We start from the raw sequence: 17827 nt of genomic DNA, 5'->3' as shown, positions 1-17827 counted from the left end.
ATGCATGCCGCTAACCGTAACGACCTTAACCTCCTGCCCTCGGCGGTGATGATCTACGATGAGCGCGAACGACTGCAGGCCTGGAATGATAAGGTGGCGCTGTTTTATCCAACGATCGCGCCCTGGCTCGCCGTCGGCGCCTCTCTTGAGAGCCTGGCGGAGAAGTTTATCGATGCCGGATACAACATCGACCCAGGCCGGCAACAGACGCTGCGCGAGGCGATTATCCGCAACTGCCGCCAGACGAACCACTGCGAGGTCCGCCAGTCGGGCAACCGCCGGATTTACGTTCAGCATCAGCGGCTGGCGGATGGCGGGATTGTCAGCCTGCATACCGACATCACCGAGCTTGACGAGGCCCGGCGTTCGCGTCATCAACTGCATGATGACTTTTTATTCACCGCGGAGTCGATCCAGATCGGCATCTGGGACTGGCAGGTCTCCGGCGACAGCCTGCAGGTGAATGACACCCTGCTGGCGATGGTCGGCCAGTCGCGGGCGCAGTGGCGCTTTCCGCTGCGCTTTATGCTCAACCTGGTCCACGAGGACGATCGCGCCACTCTGCAGCAGGCGATGATCGCCTCGCAAAACGAGCACATGCCGGTTTTTGAATGTGAGCTTCGCGTCCAGCACCCGACGCAGGGCTGGCGCTGGATGCTGCTCTCGGGGCAGATCGTCACCCTCAACATGCAGCAGCAGGCAGAGCGGGTGATCGGCACCTTGCAGGATATTACCCGGCGTAAAGCCGCAGAGCTGCTGGCCATTGAGGCGGCGAAGGAGGCCCGCGAGGCGAACGAAGCGAAAAGCGCTTTCCTCGCCAATATGAGCCACGAAATCCGCACCCCGATGAACGGCATTCTCGGCATGACGCAGCTCTGCCTCGACACGCCGCTGACCGCGGAGCAGCGAGAGTACCTTTCGCTGGTGATGAGCTCAGCCCAGTCGCTGCTGCACATTATCAATGACATTCTTGATTTTTCACGCATTGAGTCGGGCAAGATGCAGGTGGACGTAGAGCCGCTGGAGATCCGCCCTTTTGTTCAGTCGCTGATCCGCCCGCATATGCCTGCCGCCAGCGAAAAGGGCATTGAGCTGCTGGTGGATATCTCCCCTGCGGTGCCTGAGGTGCTGATCGTCGATGGCCCCCGGCTGCGGCAAATCCTGACCAACCTGCTGGGTAATGCCCTGAAGTTCACTCATCAGGGGGAGGTCCTGCTGGCGATAGCGCCGGCCGAGGACGACAACCGCTGGCGCTTTCGCATTCGCGATACCGGCATCGGCATTGCCCCGGAGAAGCAAAAGGCGATCTTCGAGGCCTTCAGCCAGGCCGATAGCTCCACCACCCGTCGCTACGGCGGCACCGGACTGGGGTTAACCATTTCGGCCCGCCTGGTCAGCCTGATGGGCGGTGAGCTGACGGTGGAGAGCCAGCCTGGGGCAGGCAGCGAATTTGCCTTCACCCTGCCGCTGGAAGGCCTGAACGCCGCGGCCTCCGGTAGCGTCCCGCTGAGCCGCTTCAACCACCAGCGTGTGCTGGTGGTTGACGACAACAGCACCAACCTGCGCCTGCTTGACGCCATGCTTCGCCAGATGGGACTGATGCCAACCTGCGTGAACAACGCTGGCGAGGCGCTACGCCGGGCCGCCGAAGGGCCGCCATGGCCGCTGATCCTGCTGGACGCGCAGATGCCGGATATGGACGGCGTATCCCTGGCGCTGGAGCTCTCCGCTTTGCCTGAAGCCCGGCAAAGCCAGATTATTATGCTCAGCTCCATGAGCCGTCATTTTGACGCCAATATGCTTAAGCGCATCGGCATTGCCCACTATCTGCATAAACCGGTGGCACAGCGCGAACTGCATCTGGTTATCGCCGGCATTCTGGTGCCCACGCCGGTGGTGACGACAACGCCTGCCCCCGTTGCGCAACCGGTCAGGGACCAGACCGGGCTACATATCCTGCTCGCCGAGGACAACCTGGTAAACCAGAAGGTCGCCAGACGGCTGCTGGAGCAGTTGGGTCACCGCTGCGAAGTAGTGAACAACGGTCGGGAAGCGCTGGAGCGCTGGCGCGCAGCCTGCTGGGATCTTCTGCTGATCGATCTGCAAATGCCGGAGATGGACGGTGAAACCGCCATCCGCCTGCTGCGGGAAGAGACCCAGGCGCTGGGCAGGCAACATCAGCCCGCGATTGCCATGACCGCCCACGCTATGCAGGGCGATAGAGAACGCTGTCTGGCGATGGGTTTTGACGGCTATATCGCTAAGCCGGTGAGCCAGGAGGCGCTACGGGAAGCCATCGCCCGCGTCGGCGCGGCGGAAGATAGCGCGCCGGAGGAAGAGGAAGGCCTGCCGGACGAAGCCCGCCTGCTGAAACAGTGCGCCGACGATCCTGAGCTTGTCGAGGAGTTGCTGGGACTCTTCGCTGCAGGACTTAATGCTGCGGCCGCCGCCCTCAACCACGCCATTGACGCCAATGACCGGGAGACATGGCGCCGCGCCGCCCACAAACTGCGCGGCGAGGCGGCCACCCTTGGTTTTCAACGCCTTGCCAGTGTGCTCCAGCGGCTGGAGAGCCAGGCGGCCTCGCCAGACCAAAGCGTGCCGGGCGACCTGCGCGACGCGCTGACCGAGGCGATCGCGGGCTGCCACCTGTGGCTGCGCCGCAGAACGCAGGAGGTTCCCCGTGATCGCTAGACGTCTTCTGCTGCTGGTCATTTGCCTGCCGCTGGCGCACGCCGATTCTGCGCCGGTGACCTGGTCACTGGCCGGACAATGGCGGGTGCATGACGCCAACGACAGCGCCTTCGCCGGCGCGCAGGCTTCGGACGGCGACTGGCGCACGCTGCGGGTACCGGCAAACTGGTACAGCGCCGGATACGATCATCAGGGTGCCCTGTGGTATCGCCATCAATTTACCCTGCATGGCCTGACGCCGGACGCCATGGCTACGCTGGTGTTTGACGGCGTCGATTACTTTGCCGAGGTAGCGCTCAACGGCAAGACGCTGACCCGGCACGAAGGCTATTTTCAGCGCTTCCCGGTGGACATCACCGGGGCCGTTCGCCGCCATAATCAGCTCGCCGTGCGGGTCGACAGCCCCTATGAAGACCCGCAAAAAATCTGGCCGCTGCACAAGACGCTGATGAAAGGGATCCTGAATCAGCACGATACCCGTCCGGGCGGCGCCTGGTCGGTTCAGGGGCAGGATGCCAACTCCGGGGGGATCTGGGCGCCGGTGAAGCTCCATCTGAGCCGCGGCGTCACTATCGACGAGGTGATCCTGCGCCCGGACTGGCGACAGGGGCTGGAGAAGCCCATGCTGCGTGCCGAAATCCGCTATCGGGCCGTGACGCCCGGCCCCGTCACGCTGCGCCTGACGGCCACCCCGGACAATTTTTCCGGCCCGCCTTTTCAGCAGGCCTTTGCGGTCACCCTGGAGAATACCGCAGGCACTCTGCGCGTCTCGCTGCCCATGCCCTCGGCAAAGCTCTGGTGGCCGGTGGGCACAGGTAAACCGAACCTGTACCGCGTGCGCGCCACCCTCGTGGATAAGCGGGGGATCATGGATACCGCCGTCACCCGCACCGGATTACGCAAGGTGGAAGCGCTGGCGGATAATCAGGGCTGGCGCATCAATGACAGACGGCTGTTCATCAAGGGCAGCAACTATATTGGCTCGCCGTGGCTGAGCACCATGACGCGGAAAAAGTATCTCCGGGATTTCAGACTGGTCACGGCGATGAACGCCAACGCCATCCGCGTTCATGGCCACGTGGCGGGCCGCGCGCTGTATGAGGTGGCCGATGAGATGGGACTCATGATTTGGCAGGATGTCCCGCTGCAGTGGGGTTATGATGATAGCGCCGCCTTCGCCGATAACGCCGTGCGCCAGACCCGGGCGATGATGGACCAGTTCGGCAATTCGCCGGCGATTATTGTCTGGGGCGGTCACAACGAGCCGCCGTGGAACTCGCCGTGGATGGAGAAACGCTTCCCCGACTGGCGTAAAACCTTAAACCAGACCCTGACGCAGCGGGTGGGCGATGCGCTGGCGGAAGACACCTCCCGCATCGTGCATCGCTTTTCCGCTGTCGAAGAGCACTACTGGGCAGGGTGGTATTTCGGCACCCTGCGCGACCTGCTCGCCCCGGCGAAAACCGGGATTATTACCGAGTTTGGCGCCCAGGCGCTGCCCCGCCTCTCCACCCTGAAGACCATTATCCCGGCCCGTCTGCTGTGGCCGAAAACCACCGCCGCCGACGATCCCGGCTGGGTGCGATGGAAGTACCATAATTTTCAGCCTTTCCAGACCTTTAAATTCGCCGGGATTCCGCGAGGCAACAATATTCAGGAGATGATTGAAAACACCCAGGCGTATCAGGCCAGGCTGGTGGCCCTGGCGGCGGAGAGCTATCGTCGCCAGCGTTATCAGCCGGTGACCGCCCTGTTCCAGTTTATGTTTGTCGAGACATGGCCCTCCATCAACTGGGGGGTGGTGGATTATCTGCGCCAGCCAAAGGCGGGTTACTATGCCCTGCAGCGCGCCTATCAGCCGATCCTGCCGTCCATCGAGCCGGTGACCGCCAGCTGGCGTCAGGGTAGCCCGGCGACGGTGCGCCTGTGGGCGATTAACGATACCTGGACGGCCTGCGAGGATTGCCGCCTGACCTGGCAGGTCAGGCAAAATGGTCGGATACTGACCCAGGGGGAAACCACGCGGACCCTGCCGCCCGACGCCGGCCAGATGGTCAGGGAGCTGACCGTCACCCCCGCCGGCCAGCAGCCCGTGACGATCGTCTACCGTATTGACAACCGTCGCGGCAAACGCGTGGGGGCTAACCAACATAGCGAACCCGTCGCCGCGGCTCAGGCAGCGAAATGAAGGAGGCTTCCCGCTGAGCCGCGATCAGTCGTGGATTTTCACCCCCAGACAACCGCGAACGAATTCAGGGTTAAAGTGTTTTACCGCTTCGCCGACATAGCCTAAATCCAGAGCGCTGATTTGCGCCATTTCGCGCACGGTGAGCGAGAAATCCCAGATGGCAAAGTTCTCTTCAATACGCTCCTGGCGGGTGGATTTTGGAATGACCGTGACGCCACGCTGCACGTTCCAGCGCAGGATAACCTGCGCAATGGTTTTATGATGGGCATCGGCAATCTCCTGCAGCGTTGCCTCTTCATACGGGTTATGTCTGCCGCCGCCTAACGGCGCCCAGGCCTCCGGCTGAACGTGATAGTGCTTCATGGTTTCCAGCGCCGCGGGCTGGGCGAAATAAGGATGCAGTTCGACCTGGTTCACCATCGGCTTAATTCTGACGGTTTCGCAGAAGTTCGCTAACACATGGGCGTAGAAATTGGACACGCCAATCGCTTTCAGGATACCGGCCTCATAAGCCTCCTCCAGCGCGCGCCAGGCGCTGAAATAATCGCCCATCGCCTGATGCAACAGATAAAGATCGAAGTATTCCAGCCCGGATTTTTTTAAGGACGCGGCGATACCGGCTTTCGCCATCCCGGCGTTGGCCATGTCCTGAACCCACAGTTTGGAGGTGATAAATAGCGCCTCGCGGGTACACAGACCTTCGGCGATGGCTTCGCGAACGGCCTCCCCCACCGCATCTTCATTATCGTAGACGGCAGCGGTATCGATAAGGCGATAGCCGGCACGAATAGCGTTCAGTACCGCCCGCTTACACTCTGCTTTATCGGTCACCTTAAAAACGCCAAAACCCAGCATCGGCATTTTACGGTTGTTACTTAATACACAATATTCCACGGTGCAGTCTCAGTTTGTTAAAAATTTCATGATAGACCAGAAACATCGCCGCGATTACCCCGTCATTTGTGATTTGACTTATGCATCCAGCTCATTAATCGCAGTGCGCTGATATCTCCTGTGTTTGACAGAAAGCAGGAAGCTCCCCCCTGCCGCGCCCAAAAGTAACAGACCGCTCAGAGCAAAAGTGCTGCGCCATCCCAGACTATCAAACACCAGGCCTCCTGCCGTTGACCCGAGGGCAATCGATAGTTGGATCACGGCGACCATCAGACCGCCGCCCGCCTCCGCATCCTCGGGCAGCGTCCGCGCAATCCATGTCCACCAGCCGGTGGGCGCTGCCGTCGCCAGCAGGCCCCAAAAGCTTAACAGTACGGCGACTGAACCTGTGTGGTGCCCGGCCAGCAGAAGCGTTCCGGCAATCGCGGCCATTAACAAAGGGATAGCCACCAGTGTCGGATAAAACCGGGCGTTCAGAACGGTCGTAATAAGCAGCGTGCCGACAAAACCGGCGGCGCCAATCGCCAGTAATATCAGGGAGAGGCCAGAAGGCTTGACTCGAGTCACTATCTCCAGAAACGGTCGCACATAGGTAAATAAGGTAAACTGCCCCATAAAGAACAGCCCGCAGGCCAACAATCCAAGGGATACCGTCGAGCGACGGAACAGACGCAGCACGGTTCCCTGCCGCTCTGGTGCGCGCTGACTTTTCATCGATGGCAGGCTAACGCATTGCCAGATGAAGGCTACCATCGCCAGCGGGACGAGACATAAAAAGGCGCCGCGCCAGCCGACGGTGGCCCCCAGGTAGCTGCCCAGCGGGGCCGCGACGACCGTGGCCAATGCGTTACCACCGTTAAAAATGGCCAGCGCGCGGGGAACCTGGCGTTGCGGCACCAGCCGAATGGCCGTTGCTGCCGACAATGACCAGAATCCGCCGATGACGATCCCGATGAGCGCCCTGCCCAGCATATAAACCGGAAAACTGGACGCCTGGGCAATCATCAATCCTGAGGCCGCCATCAGCGCCGTGAGCCCCAGCAGCAGCCATTTACGGTCCAGCGACCCGGTAAGACGGGAAATCGTCAGGCTGGTCAGTACCGCCAGCGCGCCGGAAAGCGCGATCCCCTGGCCTGCTAATCCCTCGGTAATGTGTAAATCACCCGCGATGGGTGTCAACAGACTGACCGGCATAAACTCTGAGGCAATGAGCACAAATACGCAGAGCGTCATCGCCAGGACGCCGCTCCAGTATGCGCGGGTGTTATGTAATCCAGACATTATTTATCTCCGACAAAACAAAGCCGCCTGCAGGCGGCTTTGGGGATGTCTCCGGTACAGGAGAGCGATTACAGGTTGGTTTCGAAAAACTGCGCGAACGTAGCAAAGGGAATTTTGCCCGCGGCGTTGTCATAGAGATCGACATGGTTTGCCCCAGGGACAATCACCAGCGCTTTCTCTTTGCTGCCGATCGCCTTGAAAGCATCTTCGGCAAAATAGCGTGAATGGGCTTGTTCGCCGGTCACAATAAGCGTCGGAATAGTCACTTCGCTGGCGTAACTCAGCAGCGGCATATTCATAAACGACAGCGGCATCGTCGCATTCCATGCCCCGGTTGAATTAACCGAACGCGCATGGAAACCTCGCGGCATACGGTAATAATCGAAGAACTCTTTCAGCACCGGGTTGGGGTTGGCGGGCAAGGTTTCCGGCAAAATACGAGCGGCAGCGCTGACGTTGCCTTTATCATCAACATATATGTCATGCCCACCTGGGGCGAAAGTGCCGTTTGCCGCATCCTTCCAGCGCTGCGCGTTCAAGTACTGCAGTACTGCTCGGCGGTCGGCTGTCGTGTAGCGGTCTTTGCCATCGCCTACCCCATGCCCCATCGCGCGGCTCATGTCATACATGACGCTGGTCGCCACCGCTTTGACGCGTGTATCCATCGCCGCGTCGTTTAGGGCCATACCACCCCAGCCGCAAATGCCGAGCAAACCGATACGGTTGCGATCCACCTCTTTTTGCAGGCCCAGAAAGTCCACCGCGGCACTGAAATCCTCGGTATTGATATCCGGTGAGGCCACGTTGCGTGGGTAGCCACCGCTTTCGCCCGTATAGGATGGGTCAAAAGCCAGGGTGACAAACCCCTGTTCGGCCAGCGTCTGGGCATACAGGCCGCTGGACTGCTCTTTTACCGCGCCGAAGGGACCGCTCACGGCAATAGCTGCCAGTTTGCGTTCACCGCGATCCTTCGGCAGGTAGAGATCTCCAACTAAGGTAATCCCGTAGCGGTTCTGAAAGGTCACCTTACGGTGATCCACTTTTGCGCTCTCCGGGAATGTTTTATCCCATTGTTCAATCAATGAAACAGGTGCGTTCGGGTTAGTTGTATCAGCATAACTCATCGTTGTGGCTCCACTTAATAAGGCGCATAGCAGCATGGCGGGTATCGTGGCTGTCATTTTTTTGCTGAAAACCGTCATTAAATCCCCCTAAATAAACGTGTAAAAACCAGTCTCCAGAAGACAACGCTGCTGGGCTTTGTTGTCATGCGCTTATTGTAGCTAGCAATAAAAGTGCTTATTAGAGGCTAAAAAATGCTAAGATTAATACCATTTAGTTCTGAATAGCGCGATTGTTACGAGGCGGAAGATGGCGAAACGGGAAAACTATAATGACCTCTACCTGTTTATGCAGGTGGTGCGGGAAGGCAGTTTTACCGCCGCAGCGCAACGACTGGGTCTGGCGCAGTCCGGGATCAGCCGTGCGGTTCGCGAACTCGAAGAGCGGCTGGGCGTTCAGCTTCTGGTGCGCACCACCCGCCGGTTGTCGCTCACTCAGGCGGGTGAGCAGCTCTATCACAATGTCGAATCCGGTTTCGACGCCTTAGATATGGGACTCGCCACGCTGGCCCATTATCGGCAAACACCGTCCGGTACGGTTCGCATCAATGCCAGCCAGCACGCTATTGATAAAGTTCTGCTGCCTAAGCTGGCGATATTTAAACAACGCTATCCCGATATCCGCCTGGAACTGATCACCGAAAGCCGGTTCGTCGATATTATTGCGGAGCGTTTCGATGCGGGCGTGCGTCTGGGCCCGGAAGTGGGGAGTGGCATGATTGCGGTACGTATTTCGCCCGATATGGAGATGGCGGTTGTCGGAACCCCGGAGCATTTTCGTCGCTACGGCTTTCCGCAAACCCCTGCCGATTTAACCGGTCATCCCTGCATCGCCTATCAGTTCGGCGACGGCAGCCTGTACGCCTGGGAACTTAACGTGGATGGCAAAAAAATCACTCATCCGCCGCAGGGACAGTGGGCTTTCGCCGATAGCTATATGGAAGCCAAAGCGGCCAGGCTCGGTCTGGGGCTGGCCTATGTCCCGGAAGAACTGATTACCGACGATCTAGCGCAGGGCACGCTTATCCGGGTGCTCCAGCGTTATAGCCAGCGTCTGGAAGGTTCATTTCTCTATTACCCGCACCGCAATGTATCGCCCGCGCTGAGAGCGGTCATTGATACATTGCGAATGTAGTAGAGGATGCCTGGATCGTGTTTAGAACTGTGGCAAAATGTACCTCTATCCGCACTAAATCAAGACTCAATATTCGCAGCCTTACGTGAGTCAGCCTCCCTGTGGAACCGGCTTTTTTAATATATCGTTAGCATTTTCAATGGGAAAACGGATATATCCTTCTTTTTTTTCACATTTTACAACTTCCACATTAATTTTATTTCCTCTAATATAGATAACACGGTAACTATCAGATGTTTCAGCGAGATACCTCGCATCCTTCCCTAACTCTGGAATCGTCCAGTACTTATTATTGCATTGAAAAGAGCTCCTGGTATCATAAGAATAAACCTTTTTCGTCACAGCATTAAATAACCAACCTGCGCTACCCAAATAAGAAATATAACTAATGCTAAAAAAAACGCAAGATAAACATAATATCGAATAATGGATCATCGAAGGCACTTTAATTTTTCTTATCCGGAATAAATCTGTTGTACCTTCTAAAATCATCCCCCCCACGTGGGAAGTAATCAAAAAAAATGGAATGGCAAACAGAATCGAGAATGACCAACTAATATAAGGAACTTTAGCGATATCAACATCAAAAAACTCTTTAACAAAACCATTTGCAATCATCTTAGAAAAAAACAATATAATCGAGAACACAATAAAAAGGATTTTATTTATTATTTTGACTATCTTTTCTTTTACTCTTGACATACACAGAAAATAATAATTAACAAACAAGAAAGTAAAATAGCCTGTTGAAATGGCTAAGAGAGTAAGACCATAATTCAAATCACTCCCTGAAAATACTATTGAGCCTGATACAAAAAAAACCAGGATTAGTACCATCGAGTCTGTAATAATTCTTTTTAGCTTACCTCTTCGTCCGGGAAAGACACCTTTTATTTTCTTTTTCTCACTAGTTGCAAAGGTCGGAACAGAGTAGAAATTTATAATATATGTAGAAATTAATAACATACCAGTAAATGTTATGATGATGAATAGATCAGTTTCCGGATGCTTCCTGGCATAGATCAAACTAAACAGGATGGCCAGCAATAGATTAAAACCAATCAATAATAGTATAGGTATTGAGCGAAGTGTATTTGCCATCATTAATTCCCTTTTGTAACAAATAATATTGCAGACAGTTATAACAGAAATAGTCCCCCCCGTCTATTCTATGGTGCTACCGTCCATACCGGACATCTGAAATCAATGTACATTGTTAGTAATTCAGGATTACAGAAAACTGGTATTTTCACTTAAGTCGATCTTCGGTGCGACCAGTTACTGAATATATAATATGAAAAGGACAGCCTTTTTATATATTTCGAACATAAAATGTTATTTAATTATGGTTCATCATTATAGGAATGACGATATTAATTTTTAAGATCTGGCAAAGCTTAAAGCACCAAATTCTCAATTGGCTGATTTACTTATTAATAAATAACTGGCGCCGCAATCCGCGCCAGCTCTGGGTTCAGCAATGGCTACCTGCCCTGAGCAGGAGGCCAGTACGCATCAGTGTTTAACGATATACATGGTACGGCTGTAGGCCACATCTTCCGGGTTGGTGATCGGGTAGCCTTTCAGCCACGGCTTAATCAGCCGACCGTTGGTGTACTGGTAGATCGGCGCAATTGGCGCTTTGGCCATAATGATCTTCTCCGCCGCGTTGTAATCGTCGTTACGCGCTTTGGCCGAATTCTCCACCGCCGCCTGGGCGAGGATTTTGTCGTACGCCGGATCGTTAAAGCGGGAAATATTTCCGCTGTGGGTGGAAGTCAGTAGCGACAGGAAAGTGGACGGCTCGTTGTAATCCCCTACCCAGGAGGCGCGGATCACATCGAAATTGCCGGTGTTGCGGCTGTCGATATAGGTTTTCCACTCCTGATTCTGCAGTTTCACATCCACGCCGAGGTTCTTCTTCCACATCGACGCCACCGCGATGGCAATCTTCTGATGGTTCTCAGAGGTATTATACAGCAGCGTCAGCTTCAGCGGGCGATTCGGGCCATAGCCGGCGGCGGCCAGCAGGGCTTTCGCCTGAGCGTTAAGCTCGGCCTGACTCATGCTCTCAAACTGCGACGGCTGCGGCGTGAAGCCCGCCGTTACGTCCGGTGTGAAACGCCAGGCCGGTTTTTCCCCGGTCCCCAGCACCTTCTCCGCCATCACCCGGCGATCGATGGTCATACTCAGCGCCAGTCGCACCCGCTCGTCCGCTGTCGGCCCTTTTTGGGTATTAAAGGCGTAATAGTAGGTGCCCAGCTGCGGCGGGGTATACACCTGTCCCGGAATATCCTTCAGCAGCTTCTGGTACATATTTTTCGGGAAAGATTCGGTGATATCGATATCGCCGGCCAGATAGCGCTTGGTGGCGGCGGACTCCTGGTTGATCGGCACAAAGGTGACCTGCTGGATCACCGTTTTGGCGTTATCCCAGTAGTGGGTGTTCGGCACCAGCACCAGCTTTTCATTCACGACGCGATCTTTCAGAACATAGGCGCCATTGCCCACCAGGCTGCCGGGCCGCGTCCAGTTTGCCCCGCTGTCGACGTTCGCCTTTTGTACCGGGTAGAAGGCAAAGCTGGCGGTCAGGTTGCTGAACCACGGCAGCGGCTTATCCAGCTGCACCCGCAGGGTGTGGGCGTCGACGGCGGTGACCCCCAGGGTCTCCGGCGCGGCTTTGCCGTCAATGATGTTCTGCGCGTTGGCGATCCCCGCCAGCGCGGCAAACCAGGCGAACGGCGAGGTGGTTTTCGGGTCCACCAGACGCCGCCAGCTATAGACGAAGTCCTCAGCGGTGACCGGCGTGCCGTCGGACCAGCGGGCATTATCGCGCAGGGTAAAGGTCCAGACGCGGTTATCGTTGCTCTGCCAGCGGGTCGCCACGCCCGGGATCAGGTTGCCTTTCGCATCCTGATTGACTAAACCTTCAAACAGATCGCGGATCACCTGGATTTCCGGCAGGCCCACCGCTTTAGCGGGATCTAACGAGGCGGGTTCATCTTTGATATGGCGCACTAACTGCTGGTTTTCCGCCAGTACCGTGCCCGGCGGTACGTCCGCCGCCCAGGCCAGAGAAGATACGCTGGCTAACCACAGCGCGCCGCATGTCAAAGCGACAGGATACTTCATAAGATCCCCTTTAAAATGAGAAAAAACACCGCCAACAGAGCGATAATTATTTGTTTCATCACCTGAAATTGCAAACAACATATGATAGAAAATTGATGTGCCGTCGGATTTCACGCCTCCGGGAATGGGTTTGATTCCAACACGCTTTTCGCCAACACTGAATAATAACGACACACAGGAAGCTCTATGTCTATTTCACGTCCTCGCCCGCAGCGCGGCGACTTTCCGCCGGGAACCCGGCAGTACGGCAGCTCGGAACTGGGCGCGCCGCTGCTGTGGTTTCCTGCGCCGATGGCCGACAGCCGCAGCGGCCTGATTATTGCCGGCACCCACGGCGATGAGAATTCGTCGATTGTGACCCTCTCCTGCGCCCTGCGCACCCTGAAGCCGGAGCTGCGCCGCCACCACGTGGTCCTGACGGTCAATCCTGACGGCTGTCAGCTCGGGCTACGCGCCAACGCCCGCGGCGTGGACCTCAACCGTAACTTTCCGGCCGCTAACTGGAGACAAGGGGAAACGGTGTACCGCTGGAACAGCGCGGCGGCGGAACGAGACGTGGTGCTGTTGACCGGCGAGCAGCCTGGTTCGGAGCGGGAGACCCAGGCCCTGTGTCAGTTGATCCATCAGATCCATCCGGCGTGGGTGGTCTCCTTTCACGATCCGCTGGCCTGCATCGAAGACCCGGGACACAGCCCGCTGGGACACTGGCTGGCGGACGCCTTCTCACTGCCGCTGGTGGGCAGCGTGGGCTACGACACCCCAGGTTCCTTTGGCAGCTGGTGCGCCGATATCGGGCTCCCCTGCATCACCGCCGAGTTTCCGCCGGTCTCTGCCGACGAGGCAACGGAGCGTTACCTGCCGGCGATGACCGACCTGCTGCGCTGGCAGGCTTAAACTTAAAGATGAAGCACGCCGGTGCTGAACCGCAGCGCCGGCTCAACGTCCACCGCCAGCCATGTCGGGCCGTCGAGGTCGGCGAAGCGCGCCAGCGGCGCCAGGGGGAGCGCGGCGGCGATCCCGCGCGAGGTGCAGAGCATACAGCCCAGCATCCGTTCAAAGCCCTGCCGTTCCGCCTCCCCGGCCAGGGCCAGCGCTTCGGTCAGGCCGCCGGTTTTGTCCAGTTTGATATTGATCATCTCATAGCGCCCGCGCAGCCTCGGCAGGCTCTCCCGGGTATGGCAGCTCTCGTCGGCGCAAATCGGTAACGGATGAACGAAGTTTTCCAGCGCCGCATCGGCGTCGGCGGGGAGCGGCTGCTCAAGCATCGCCACGCCGAGGTCCGCCAGCAGCTGGCAGCGCGCCGCCAGCCCCTCGCTGTGCCAGGATTCATTGGCATCGACAATCAACGTGGCCTGCGGCGCCGCCTGGCGAATAGCGATTAACCGCTCGCTGATAAGCCGGTCGTCGAGCTTCACCTTCAACAGTTGAGCACCCTTCTGCCACAGCGCCGCGGCGCTGGCCGCCATCTGATCCGCCGTGCCAATGACCACCGTCTGGGCGGTGATCACCCGCTCGGGCAACGTCACTCCCAGCAGTTGGGGCAAGGTTTTGCCTTCGCGCCGCGCCTGCAGATCCCACAGGGCGCAGTCAATGGCATTGCGCGCGGCGCCTGCGGGCAGCAGCCGCTGCAGCTGTTCGCGGGTAAGTCCCGCCTCCAGCTGCTCGCCGATCGCCATCACCTGGGCCATGACCGACGCGATGCTTTCGCCATAGCGTGGATAAGGCGTGCATTCGCCCACGCCTTTCACACCGTCCTCTTCCAGTTCCACCACCACCACTTTTGCTTCGCTGCGGCTGCCGCGGGCGATCACAAAGGGGGTGTGGAGCGGCCAGGCTTCCTCATACACTCGCACGTTACGCATTCCCTTGTCCTCTCTGGTCAATGTTAAATAGGGTTTGCCGTGTAGCTGGCGGATGTCATACACTACTCGCGACGTTAACTATATGTAAACAGGAAGATAACCATGTCACAAACCGTGCATTTCCAGGGCAACCCCGTTTCTGTTCAGGGCACCATTCCGCAGGCAGGCGCTAAAGCGCAGCCGTTTACGCTGGTCGCCAAAGATCTCTCTGACGTCGCGCTGAGCCAGTACGCCGGCAAACGTAAAGTACTGAATATTTTCCCGAGCATTGATACCGGCGTGTGCGCCGCATCAGTGCGTAAATTCAACCAGCTGGCCGCTGAACTGGACAACACCGTGGTGCTGTGCATTTCCGCTGACCTGCCGTTCGCCCAGTCTCGCTTCTGCGGCGCCGAAGGCCTGAGCAACGTGGTGACCCTTTCCACGCTGCGCGGCGCATCGTTCCTCGCTGACTACGGCGTCGCTATCTCTGCCGGTCCGCTGGCTGGCCTGGCCGCTCGCGCCGTGGTCGTTATCGATGAAAACGATCAGGTCGTCTACAGCCAGCTGGTGAACGAAATCACCGAAGAGCCAGACTACGACGCCGCGCTGGCCGCCCTGAAAGCCTGATAACAGACTGCCCTGGCGCAGCGCGCCTGCGGACATTCGCTTTGCTCAGCCCCCGCTCTGCGGGGGCTTTTTATTGCCGCGGCGCATAGCGGGAAATCGTCCGCGCCATCGCCGGACCGGTCAGCAAAATGGTAAACAGCCGCAGCGTCTGCAGCGCCATGATGAACGACATATCCGCCCGGGTACCGGCGGCGATAATCGCCACGGTGTCCAGCCCGCCGGGGCTGGTGGCCAGATAGGCGGTCATAAAGTCCATCGGCAAAATATGAGTCAGGGCAAGGGCCATCAGGGCGCACATCAGGATCAGCCCGAGGATGGAGGCGATAATCTGCGGCAGCGTCTTCAGGGCCAGTAGAAAAACCGCTTTGTTAAACTGCAGGCCCACCGTCCAGCCCAGCACCGCGTAGGCCATCGCCAGCAACCACTCCGGCAGCTCCAGCATCACCCAGCCGCCGCCCTGGACCAGCGCGCCGAACAGCATCGGCAGCAGCATGGCTCCGGAAGGGATACGCAGCCGGACGCCCAGCCAACAGGCCGCCGCCGTCAGCAACAGCGTGATAGGAAAATTGAGGGTCAACGGCGCAAACCAGACGATGGCCTGGCTCATTGCCTGCGCCTCGTTGCCCAGGGCATAGCGCACCACCAGCGCCGCCGCGCCGACGACAAACAGCACCCGTAGATACTGCATCAGCGCCACCAGCCGCACATCTGCCCCGTACTCCTGAGCCATCACTACCATTGCCGACGCCCCGCCGGGAGAGCTTCCCCAGGCGCCGGTGGCGCCCGGCAGCGCGCTATAGCGAACCAACAGCCAGCCGGTGAGACCACTGATCGCCAGGGTGGTCAACAGGATCGCCAGCACCAGCGCCCAGTTAGCGAACAGTACGCCAAAAACAGAGGGATTAATCGCCCTGGCGATCATGCAGCCAACAATGGCCTGCGCCGCCAGATAACAGGGGCGAGGTATGCTCAGCTTCACCCCGCGCAGGCTCAAAATGAGACCGGCGATCAGCGGCCCCAGCAGCAGCGCTGCCGGCAAATGAAGGCGTAACAGCAGCGAGGAAAAGAGAACGGAGAGCAGCAGCAATATCAGCCACTGCCCGATCGCGCGACGCGACGCCAAGATGCACCACCCCGGAAAAAGAATTAAAAAACCAGTATATACAGGTTTGGCCCGCTTTGCAGGCCGAATGCCGGCGACATAGGTCGCCGGCCTGGCGGGATTATTCGTCGCCCTTTTTCTGACTCAGGCCATATTCACGCAGCTTATTAGCGATGGCGGTATGCGACACCCCCAGCCGCTTCGCCAGCTTACGGGTGCTGGGGTAGCTGCGATAGAGCTGGGTTAGCACCGAGCGCTCAAAACGGCGGGTAATGTCGTCCAGCGACCCTTCCATGGCCTCCTCGCCCACCGGCAGCGAGGCGACGTCGTGGTCCGGCAGCAGAATGTCCTGCGGACGCAGTTCGAATCCTTCCAGCTGGGTTAGCGCACGATAGACAGCATTCTTCAGCTGACGAACGTTGCCGGGCCAGCTGTATCGGGTAAGCACCGTACTCAGGTCGGCGGAGAGCTTCGGCCGCGGGATCCCCTGCTCATCAGCAAAGCGGGCAACAAACAGCTCCGTCAGCGGCATAATGTCCTGCGGGCAGTCGCGCAGCGGCGGCAGATACAGGGTCAGGACGTTGAGGCGATAGTAGAGATCTTCGCGGAACAGCCCTTTCTGCACCAGCTCGACCAGGTTTTTCTGCGTCGCGCAGATCACCCGCACATCGACGTGTACTTCATGATCCTCGCCGACGCGGCGGAAGGTGCCGTCGTTGAGAAAGCGCAGCAGCTTGGTCTGCATTCGCGGCGACATCTCGCCAATTTCATCCAGCAGCACCGAACCGCCATTGGCCTGCTCGAAGAAGCCTTTTTTGCCCTGCAGGGCGTCGCCGAACAGTTCGCTCTCGACCGCGTCCTCGGGAATGGAGCCACAGTTAAGCGCCAGATAGGGTTTGCCCGCCCGCGGGCTGGCCAGATGGCAGGCATGCGCCAGCAGATCTTTGCCGGTGCCCGTATCGCCGACAATCAACAGCGGCGCGCTGAGCATCGCCAGCTTGCGCGCTTGCTCCACCACGTGGCGCATTTTCGGCCCCACCGCGAGGATCTGACTGAAGGCGCTGGTGTCCTGGCTGGTCATGGTCTGCAGCTGCCGTCCCATGCGCACGGTTGAGCGCAGCATCGCCACGGCGCCGGTCAGCACTCGCTCGTTATGCTCCCCTTCCAGATAGACCGGGGTCACTTCCAGCAGGTAATTCTGCCCGTTCACCACCACATGCTCCGCATGCGTCTCCTGCGGGCTACTTTCCAGCCAGCGCTGGACGTTGAAATCGGCGATCAGCTGGGCCACCGGATGGTTGCGCAACTTCGCCTGGCTTTGGCCAAACAGCAGGCAGCTGGCGGGGTTGGCCAGTTCGACCCTGCCTTTGGTATCCAGCGACAGCACCGGCTCCGGCATCGCCACCAGCAGCGCGCTGAGCGCAAGATGTTCACGCTCAGATGGCATCCACGGCACGGTGCGCACGTCTGTCACGCCGGCGATACGGCGGATCTCCGCCATCAGGCTGCTGAAGGTGGCAAACTCCAGTTCGGCAAAATTGAGGTAGATACGGCCAATAGGGTCAATATCGATACCACGCAGATCAATGCCGCGCAGCACCAGCAAATCGAGCAATTCACGAGTCAGACCGAGGCGGTCTTCACAAAAGACTTCAAGACGCATGGGAGTGTTCACCCTAAAAGTGCCAATGACCGGAGAATAATAGGCCAGGAATGGACTTTCGGGAAGCTAACTGTCAACAATTATTGACAGCATGGCGGAAAAATGGGCGTTGCGCCGTAAAGTCAGGCGGTCAGTGGTGAAATTGA

The 17827-nt window shown here is 58.1% G+C and carries 13 protein-coding genes and 1 pseudogene; 5 read left to right on the top strand and 9 right to left on the bottom strand.

Features of this window, described 5'->3' with window-relative positions:
* Positions 1 to 2694, top strand: a complete 2694-nt coding sequence (locus tag ABLU73_RS10690) for a response regulator (protein WP_264923515.1) — start codon at positions 1 to 3, stop codon at positions 2692 to 2694.
* The gene (locus tag ABLU73_RS10685) at positions 2684 to 4882 is read left to right on the top strand and encodes a glycoside hydrolase family 2 TIM barrel-domain containing protein (RefSeq protein WP_087771655.1); all 2199 of its coding nucleotides are present in this window, start codon (positions 2684 to 2686) and stop codon (positions 4880 to 4882) included. The genes ABLU73_RS10690 and ABLU73_RS10685 overlap by 11 nt, the downstream gene beginning before the upstream one ends.
* 24 nt (positions 4883 to 4906) lie before the next feature.
* On the opposite strand, the gene ABLU73_RS10680 is transcribed toward ABLU73_RS10685, so the two are convergent.
* From ABLU73_RS10680 to ABLU73_RS10670, 3 genes are all read right to left on the bottom strand, one after another.
* The gene (locus tag ABLU73_RS10680; RefSeq protein ID WP_023318057.1) at positions 4907 to 5776 is read right to left on the bottom strand and encodes an aldo/keto reductase; all 870 of its coding nucleotides are present in this window, start codon (positions 5774 to 5776) and stop codon (positions 4907 to 4909) included.
* Between the two features lie 78 nt (positions 5777 to 5854).
* Positions 5855 to 7057 carry an MFS transporter gene (locus ABLU73_RS10675; protein WP_264923516.1) on the bottom strand — a complete coding sequence of 401 codons (1203 nt, stop codon included), beginning with the start codon at positions 7055 to 7057 and terminating at the stop codon, positions 5855 to 5857.
* Between the two features lie 68 nt (positions 7058 to 7125).
* Complete coding sequence (locus ABLU73_RS10670) at positions 7126 to 8259, bottom strand: alpha/beta hydrolase (protein WP_043521183.1); 1134 nt, start codon at positions 8257 to 8259, stop codon at positions 7126 to 7128.
* A gap of 169 nt (positions 8260 to 8428) precedes the next feature.
* Between ABLU73_RS10670 and ABLU73_RS10665 the strand changes: the two genes are divergently transcribed.
* The gene (locus ABLU73_RS10665) at positions 8429 to 9313 is read left to right on the top strand and encodes a LysR family transcriptional regulator (protein WP_094311602.1); all 885 of its coding nucleotides are present in this window, start codon (positions 8429 to 8431) and stop codon (positions 9311 to 9313) included.
* Between the two features lie 90 nt (positions 9314 to 9403).
* On the opposite strand, the gene ABLU73_RS10660 is transcribed toward ABLU73_RS10665, so the two are convergent.
* The 3 genes and pseudogenes from ABLU73_RS10660 to ABLU73_RS10650 all read right to left on the bottom strand — a co-directional run.
* Positions 9404 to 10417 (bottom strand): hypothetical protein, encoded by a 1014-nt coding sequence (locus ABLU73_RS10660; protein ID WP_216555621.1) that lies wholly within the window; start codon positions 10415 to 10417, stop codon positions 9404 to 9406.
* Between the two features lie 411 nt (positions 10418 to 10828).
* Positions 10829 to 12445: a peptide ABC transporter substrate-binding protein gene (locus tag ABLU73_RS10655; RefSeq protein WP_216555638.1), complete on the bottom strand. Its 1617-nt coding sequence runs from the start codon at positions 12443 to 12445 to the stop codon at positions 10829 to 10831.
* A gap of 21 nt (positions 12446 to 12466) precedes the next feature.
* Positions 12467 to 12559: pseudogene (locus ABLU73_RS10650) on the bottom strand (hypothetical protein); the annotation flags it as partial.
* Positions 12560 to 12631: 72 nt separating this feature from the next.
* Here ABLU73_RS10650 and mpaA point away from each other — a divergent pair.
* Positions 12632 to 13339 (top strand): murein tripeptide amidase MpaA, encoded by a 708-nt coding sequence (gene mpaA / locus ABLU73_RS10645; RefSeq protein WP_023318054.1) that lies wholly within the window; start codon positions 12632 to 12634, stop codon positions 13337 to 13339.
* 2 nt (positions 13340 to 13341) lie between these two features.
* Here the strand turns inward: mpaA and ycjG are convergent, their stop codons facing one another.
* Positions 13342 to 14307, bottom strand: coding sequence for an L-Ala-D/L-Glu epimerase (gene ycjG / locus ABLU73_RS10640; protein ID WP_043521190.1), 966 nt, complete (start codon positions 14305 to 14307; stop codon positions 13342 to 13344).
* Positions 14308 to 14409: 102 nt separating this feature from the next.
* On the opposite strand from ycjG, the gene tpx reads away from it, so the two are divergent.
* Positions 14410 to 14916 (top strand): thiol peroxidase, encoded by a 507-nt coding sequence (gene tpx / locus ABLU73_RS10635; RefSeq protein ID WP_004203917.1) that lies wholly within the window; start codon positions 14410 to 14412, stop codon positions 14914 to 14916.
* Between the two features lie 70 nt (positions 14917 to 14986).
* On the opposite strand, the gene ABLU73_RS10630 is transcribed toward tpx, so the two are convergent.
* Both ABLU73_RS10630 and tyrR read right to left on the bottom strand, forming a co-directional pair.
* Positions 14987 to 16039 carry an AbrB family transcriptional regulator gene (locus ABLU73_RS10630; RefSeq protein ID WP_004203916.1) on the bottom strand — a complete coding sequence of 351 codons (1053 nt, stop codon included), beginning with the start codon at positions 16037 to 16039 and terminating at the stop codon, positions 14987 to 14989.
* Positions 16040 to 16139: 100 nt separating this feature from the next.
* A complete protein-coding gene (gene tyrR / locus ABLU73_RS10625) occupies positions 16140 to 17681 on the bottom strand; it encodes a transcriptional regulator TyrR (RefSeq protein WP_004203915.1) in 1542 nt (513 codons plus the stop codon).
* Positions 17682 to 17827 lie beyond the last annotated feature (146 nt).

Origin of the sequence: Klebsiella sp. GG_Kp175, from assembly GCF_040062325.1 — a bacterium.
In the GTDB taxonomy this organism is placed as follows: Bacteria; Pseudomonadota; Gammaproteobacteria; order Enterobacterales; family Enterobacteriaceae; genus Klebsiella; species Klebsiella quasipneumoniae.
Note: the sequence above shows the minus strand (reverse complement) of the source record. Positions and strands in the feature narration are given on the sequence as shown.

Coding starts and splice junctions, on each gene's coding strand:
- mpaA (WP_023318054.1), top strand. CDS start 12,632: ATGTCTATTTCACGTCCTCGCCCGCAGCGCGGCGACTTTCCGCCGGGA.
- tyrR (WP_004203915.1), bottom strand. CDS start 17,681: ATGCGTCTTGAAGTCTTTTGTGAAGACCGCCTCGGTCTGACTCGTGAA.
- ABLU73_RS10665 (WP_094311602.1), top strand. CDS start 8,429: ATGGCGAAACGGGAAAACTATAATGACCTCTACCTGTTTATGCAGGTG.
- ABLU73_RS10675 (WP_264923516.1), bottom strand. CDS start 7,057: ATGTCTGGATTACATAACACCCGCGCATACTGGAGCGGCGTCCTGGCG.
- ABLU73_RS10690 (WP_264923515.1), top strand. CDS start 1: ATGCATGCCGCTAACCGTAACGACCTTAACCTCCTGCCCTCGGCGGTG.
- ABLU73_RS10660 (WP_216555621.1), bottom strand. CDS start 10,417: ATGATGGCAAATACACTTCGCTCAATACCTATACTATTATTGATTGGT.
- ABLU73_RS10670 (WP_043521183.1), bottom strand. CDS start 8,259: ATGACGGTTTTCAGCAAAAAAATGACAGCCACGATACCCGCCATGCTG.
- ycjG (WP_043521190.1), bottom strand. CDS start 14,307: ATGCGTAACGTGCGAGTGTATGAGGAAGCCTGGCCGCTCCACACCCCC.
- ABLU73_RS10655 (WP_216555638.1), bottom strand. CDS start 12,445: ATGAAGTATCCTGTCGCTTTGACATGCGGCGCGCTGTGGTTAGCCAGC.
- tpx (WP_004203917.1), top strand. CDS start 14,410: ATGTCACAAACCGTGCATTTCCAGGGCAACCCCGTTTCTGTTCAGGGC.